Source organism: Kitasatospora sp. NPDC047058 (assembly GCF_040643935.1).
Classification (GTDB): domain Bacteria; phylum Actinomycetota; class Actinomycetes; order Streptomycetales; family Streptomycetaceae; genus Kitasatospora.
This window is the reverse complement of record NZ_JBEYVJ010000389.1, coordinates 1-6120: the sequence shown is the minus strand read 5'-3', so window position 1 is coordinate 6120 and position 6120 is coordinate 1. Positions and strand designations below refer to the sequence as shown.

The 6120-nt window shown below is 75.9% G+C and carries 6 protein-coding genes and 1 pseudogene; all 7 read right to left on the bottom strand.

Annotation, left to right across the window (positions count from 1 at the left end; translation table 11 throughout):
• Positions 1-317: 317 nt before the first annotated feature.
• Positions 318-1556 (bottom strand): MFS transporter, encoded by a 1239-nt coding sequence (locus ABZ885_RS33635; RefSeq protein ID WP_360197235.1) that lies wholly within the window; start codon positions 1554-1556, stop codon positions 318-320.
• A gap of 148 nt (positions 1557-1704) precedes the next feature.
• Entirely contained in the window at positions 1705-2364 is a 660-nt protein-coding gene (locus ABZ885_RS33630; protein WP_360197232.1) for a hemerythrin domain-containing protein, read from the bottom strand.
• Positions 2365-2658: 294 nt separating this feature from the next.
• Positions 2659-3792, bottom strand: coding sequence for an FAD-dependent monooxygenase (locus tag ABZ885_RS33625; protein WP_360197229.1), 1134 nt, complete (start codon positions 3790-3792; stop codon positions 2659-2661).
• A 38-nt stretch (positions 3793-3830) separates the two neighbouring features.
• Positions 3831-4502, bottom strand: coding sequence for an ATP/GTP-binding protein (locus ABZ885_RS33620; protein ID WP_360197226.1), 672 nt, complete (start codon positions 4500-4502; stop codon positions 3831-3833).
• A gap of 3 nt (positions 4503-4505) precedes the next feature.
• Positions 4506-4871 (bottom strand): DUF742 domain-containing protein, encoded by a 366-nt coding sequence (locus tag ABZ885_RS33615; protein WP_360197238.1) that lies wholly within the window; start codon positions 4869-4871, stop codon positions 4506-4508.
• Positions 4872-4944: 73 nt separating this feature from the next.
• The gene (locus ABZ885_RS33610) at positions 4945-5376 is read right to left on the bottom strand and encodes a roadblock/LC7 domain-containing protein (protein WP_360197223.1); all 432 of its coding nucleotides are present in this window, start codon (positions 5374-5376) and stop codon (positions 4945-4947) included.
• Positions 5373-6120: pseudogene (locus ABZ885_RS33605) on the bottom strand (hypothetical protein); the annotation flags it as partial. The gene ABZ885_RS33610 and the pseudogene ABZ885_RS33605, both read right to left, overlap by 4 nt.

Here is a 6120-nt window from a genome sequence, read left to right as displayed (position 1 = left end):
GGTGCTCCGGACCACCACCACGCCGATGACGCCCGCCGTCCGGCGGGGACCGCGACCCGGTCGCCCGCGGCCAGCGCCGCGTCGGCGAAGGCGCGGCCGAGGCCCCGGCTGGCGCCGGTGATGAACCAGACGCGGTCGGTGCTTCCGGCGGTGGTGCTCATGCGAGGCGTTCCCATCGTGTGAGGTGTCGGTCGAGTCGTCGTGGGGGGTAGCCCGTCGTGGCGGCCGTCGTGCCGGCCGCCACGCGGGGGTGTTCAGGAATTGATCAGGTGGCCGACCGGTCCGGGCACCGCCTCCTTGGCAGGAACCGGTGCTGCTCAGGCGGAGGCGCGTCCGACGCTCCGGACCGTCAGGGCGGTCAGCAGGCCGATCGCCGCGGCGGTCCAGAGCGCGGCGGTGAGCGAGAATGCGTTGACGACCAGGCCGCCGAACAGGGCGCCGAGGGCGATGGCCAGGTTGAAGACCGAGGTGTTCAGTGCGGTGGCGGCCTCGGCGTCGCGCGGCGCGGACTGCAGGATCCAGGTCTGCACGCTCACCGGGACGCCGCCGAAGGCCAGGCCCCAGCCGATCAGCAGCGCGATCCCGCCGACGGGGTTCGTGCCGACGAGCGGGAAGAGCGCCAGGATCGCGGCGAGCAGCAGCCCGATCGCCGTGATCACCGTGCGGACGTCGCGCCCCACCAGGCCGCCGGCCAGGAAGTTGCCGAGGATGCCGGCGGCGCCGAAGACCAGGAGCAGCGGGCCGACCATGCCCTGGCCGATGCCGGAGACGTCCTGGAGGACGGGGCTGACGAAGGTGAACGCCACGAAGTGGCCGCCCACCAGCAGGAACGTGGCCAGTACCCCGGCGCGGACGGCACGGTTGCGGAACTGCGCCGCGAGCGTGCCCAGCCGCACCGGCTCGGTGGCGGGGAGGGACGGCAGCAGGACGAGCAGGGCGGCCACGACGAGCAGGCCCAGGCCGCCGACGGTCGCGAACGCGGCCCGCCAGCTGGCGAACTCCCCGATCAGGGTGCCGGCCGGCACGCCCAGCACGTTGGCGGCGGTGGCGCCGCCGAAGGTGATGGCGGTGGCCCGGCCCACGTACGCCGCGGGCACCATGCGCACGGCGATCCCGGCGGCGAGCGCCCAGAACCCGCCGATGCTGATGCCGACGAGGAAGCGCGAGGCGAGCAGGACGGCGAACGACGGGGCCAGGACGGACAGCAGGTTGGCCGCGGCCATCAGGCCCAGCAGCCCGACCAGGACGGCCCGGCGGTCGGTGCGCCGGATCAGGACGGGCAGCAGCGGCGCGGCGGCGGACGCGACCAGCCCGGGCACGGTCACCATCAGGCCGGCGGCGCCCTCGGAGACGTCGAAGGCGCCGCCGATGGGGGTGAGCAGTCCCATCGGCAGCTGTTCGGCGGTCACCATGGCGAACGTGCCGACGGCGACGGAGACCAGGGCGAGCCAGCCGCGCAGCGGTACCCCGGCGGACCGGTCGGCGGCGGCCGGGTCGGCGGCGGGCAGGGGCGAGGGGCCCGGATCGGTGGTCCGGACGGGTTCGACGGTGGTCATCGGCAACTCCTTGACGGGGCGGGGTTCGGAATCGGGTTCGGCTCCGGGTGCGGGGCCGCTGCGGGCACGCGGACGTGGCCCTGCACGGCGAAGGCCGGCGGGAACAGGCGGAGACAGGCGAGGAGGAAGGGGATCGGCACGGCGGGGGTCACACCGGGGCGGCCGGCCGGGGGCTCCAGCGGTCGAGCTCCGCGTACGCGGGCCGCCACCGTTCCCGGTACGCCCGGCGGTCCGGCTCCGGCATCCGGGCCAGGACGGCCGTGGCCGCCCGCTCGTCGGCGCCGTCCAGGAGCCACGGCAGCAGCAGCGCGGCGTGCGGGCCGATCCGCTCGGCATGGGTCCGCCCGAAGTGCTCCCACTGCTCCTCGCCCAGGACGACCTGGACCAGCGGGAACACCGCGTCCTCCTCGTGGCCGAGGTGTCCGGCGAGGCCGGTGACCAGCGAGCCGGTGAGCACGCCGAACAGGTCGGGCCCGGTCGCGGGGACGGGCGCGGAGCAGCTCAGGGCGTCGTCGATCGCCGTGACGAGGGCGGCGAGCGTGGCGTGCTCGGCCTCGATCGCCTCCAGCCGCGTCAGGTCGTACGGCCGCCCCCGCAGGGCCCGGCGCAGCGGGGGCCACAGCGCGTCGTCCTCGGCGGAGTGGTGGGCGCGCAGGGCCCGCTTGAACAACTCCCAGCCGGGAGAGGTGCGCAGGACGTGCCGGGGGTCGGGGTCGCTGCGGGCGGTGACGTCCGCGATGTGCCGCAGTTCCCGGCGCAGCGCGCCGTGCATGGCGTCCACGACGGCCATGTCGAGCCTGTCGCTCACGGCTGTTGGTCTCCTCACGACGGAGTCCGGCCGGACACGCGTCGGCGGCACGGCGGAACCCGTCAGGTCGGCAGGGGGGAGAACGGGAAGCAGCGCCCGGCCGGGCGGGGCATCGCGAACGCCGCCTCCGGGCAGGGGACTTCCACCGGGAGCAGGCCCCTCGGCAGGGGCGGTTCCCGGACACCTCAACTCTCCACCGCTGCCGTGCGGTGATCAACGCGGACTTCGTGAGCCGATCGATAACCCTCCGGTTATCGCAGGCCGGGGCGGCGCCGCCCCGTCACCGCCCGGGCGTCAGTACGGCCGGACGAGGACGTGCGCGGCGCCCGGGACGCCCACCTTGAGCAGCTCGTCCTCCTCCGGCGTCGTGGGCGTGCCGGTCTCCTGCCTGAGGACGGCCCGGGACAGCGCCTGCACCCACAGGGCGCGCGGCCGGCGGCGCTCCTCCCAGGCGGCCAGCGCGGCGGGGACGGTCCCGGCGGCGTCCAGCGACTCGGCGAGGACCAGCGCGTCCTCGACCGCCATCGCCGCGCCCTGCGCCAGGTGCGGGGTGGAGGCGTGCGCGGCGTCGCCGGCCAGCACCATCCGGCCGACGTGCCACGGCTCCTCCACGGTGACCTGGGAGATCCGCGAGTAGACCACCGAGGCCGGGTCGGTGACCCGGGCCACCGCCTCGGCGATCGGGCCGCCGAAGCCGGCCAGCCGCCCGGCGAGCTGCTCGTGGGCGCGCGCCGGGTCCGGACGGAAGTCCGCCGCCTCGGCGAACACCGAGCCCAGGTACATGAGTTCCTCGGTGATCGGGGTGAGCAGCGCCTTCGCCCTGAGGTTCCCGGCGGACATCACCACGCCCCGAACCCCGGGCGAACGCGGCAGCGTGACCCGCCAGTTGGCGAAGCCGGTGTACTCGGGCGGGTACCGGTCGCCGTACAGGTGCCTGCGCAGCGGCGAGCCGATGCCGTCGAAGCCGACGACCAGGTCGTAGCGGCCGGTCCGGCCGTCGGACAGCGTGACGTCCACGCCCTCGCCGTCGTCGGCGAGTTCGGTGATCGTGGTGCCGAAGGCGACGGCCGCACCGGCCTCGCCGGCCGCGGCGGAGAGCACCTTCGCCAGGGCCGGGCGCGGGATGCCGTTGGCGGCCGGTACGTCGCCCATCCGGGGCTGCGGGATCTCGGCCAGGGTGGCGCCGGCCGGGTCGCAGACGGTCAGCACCTCCCACGGGAATCCGGCGGCGAGGCAGGCGTCCAGGACGCCGATCCGGCGCATCACGTGCAGCGCGTTGGAGGGCTGGACGATGCCGACGCCGAGCGCCTCCGCGCCGTCGCGCAGTTCGGCCACGTCGACCCGGTGGCCGCGCCGGGCGAGTGCGGTGGCCAGGGTCAGTCCGCCGATGCCGCCGCCGTGGACCAGGACGCGCAGGGGTGGGGTCATGACGGGTGCTCCGAGGACGCGGTGGGCGGGGCGGGAGTTCAGCCGGCGGGTGCGGGCCGGTCGGCGGCGAGGTCCATCAGGTGGTCGACCAGGGCCAGCAGAAGGTCCCGCCCGAAGGCGCGCTCGCGGACGTCGCCGAGCAGCATCGGCACCTGCGGGTCCAGGTCGAGGGCGGCCCGGATCTCCTGCGGCGTACGGGTGTTGTGGCCGTGGAAGCAGTTGATCGCCACCACGAACGGGATGCGCCGGCTCTCGAAGAAGTCGATCGAGGCGAAGCTGGTGTCCAGCCGGCGGGTGTCGGCGATGACGATCCCGCCGAGCGCGCCCGTCACCAGGTCGTTCCACATGAACCAGAAGCGTTCCTGGCCGGGCGTGCCGAACAGGTAGACCACCAGCTCGGGGCTGACGGTGATCCGGCCGAAGTCCAGCGCGACGGTGGTGGTGTCCTTGCTGTCCAGGCCGGACAGGTCGTCCACGCCCACGCTGGCGCGGGTCAGGTACTCCTCGGTGCGCAGCGGCGGGACTTCGCTGACCGAGCCGACCAGGGTGGTCTTGCCGACGCCGAAGCCGCCCGCGATCAGGATCTTCACGGCGGCCGGGGCTTCGGCCGCGGGGGCCTCGGCGGCGGCGGTGCCGGTGCCGGTTCCGGGGGCGGGGGAGTGGGAGGTGGAGTGGGTGGCGGAGTGGGGAGGGGGTGCGGTCGGTGCCATGGTTCAGAGTCTCCGGAGTCCTTCGCGTACGGCCGTCAGCAGACCGAGGTCCCCGCCCCCGGCGGCCCGGGCCACCGAGAGCGGAGCCCGGGCCAGCAGCAGGCCCTGGGAGATCAGGTCGCCCAGCAGGATCTTGGTGACCGAGACCGGCAGGTCCAGGGCCGCCGCCACCTCGGCGACGGCGGCCGGCCGCCGGCAGCGGTCGAGGATCAGCCGGTGCTCGGGCTGGAGGCCCCGCGGCCCGGAGCGCGTGCTGCGGGCCGGGGCCGGGCCGGCCGCGCCCGCGACGGTGGTCAGCACCGTGATCAGGGTGAGGTCGGCGCGCTCGGGCGCGGTCCGGCCGCGGGTGATGGTGTACGGGCGCACCATCGTGCCCGCGCCGTCGTCCTCGTCCTCGCCGGGCAGCTCGCTCCAGTGCGGGGTCACCGGGCCCACCGGGTGATCAGCTCCGGTTCCTGGCCGCGAAGGCGTCGAACTCGCTGCGCGCCGGGGTGCCCAGCTTCTGCCCGACCTGCTGCACCAGGGTGTGCATGGCCACCGACATCACCTCGGCGTCCACCTCCTGGGAGGCGACCACGGCCAGGTGGGTGCCCTGGGCGGCGGCGATGATGAACAGCCAGAGCTCGGACAGCTCGACGATGACCTGGTGCACGGGGCCGCCGTCGAAGAGCTGGCCGACGCCGCGGGCCAGGCTCTGCTGGCCGGTGGCGACGGCGGCCAGGCGCTCAGCGTCGGCCCGCTCGATCGAGCGGGAGTGGCTGACGACCAGGCCGTCGTCGGAGAGCAGGACGGCGTTCCTGGTCCCGGGCACCGAGTCGACGAGTCCGTCCAGCAGCCAGTCGAGGTCCTGGTGGGTGGCGATCATTCGGTTCATGGGTGGTCGTCCGTCCTTGTCGTTCGGGGGTCCGCGGCGGCAGGGGCCCAGGGGGACGGGCCCGGCGCGGGGGTCGGGGGCCCGGTCTCGCCCGGTGCGGTGGGGGAGGCCGGGTGGGTGCCGTGGTCGGGTGCGGGTGCATGGGTGTGGGCGTGCGGCGGGGCGGGGGTGAAGGGGCGGTGGGGGAGGGTGTGGTGCTCGCCGGAGTCGCGGCCGGCGGCCTGGCCGCGCGCCGCGCGGGACTGCCGCTGGAAGGCGCCGATCGCCGCGCCCGAGCGCCGGGCCGGGCGCTGGAACGGGCTCGCCGCCCCGGCCGGCTGCTGCGCGGGCCCCGGACCGCCGAAGCCACCGGTGCCACCCGTGCCGCCGGTGCCGCCGAAGGCGCCGAAGGCGCCCGTACTGCCGAAGCCCGTCGCGCCGGGCGGGCGGCCGGGCCCGGACCGGGGCGGGATGCGCAGCTCGGCGGCCAGGCTGGCCTGGCGGACCCGCTGCGGCAGCGGCGGCTGGGTGCCGCTCGGCTCGGTGAACGGGACGGCCGAGGCGTACTCGCGCCGCTCCCGCCGCTCGGCGAGCCGGTAGTGGTCGGCCGGCCGGTACTGCTCGTCCGCGTACGGGGCCTCGGCGGGCGTCACCGTGGCGTAGGCGATGTCGGGGTAGGCGGGGGTGTCGTACGCGCCGTCCCCGGCGTCGGCGGGGTCGGGGGCGAGGTCGGGGCCCGGGACGGGGGCCGGCTCGGCGGCCGCC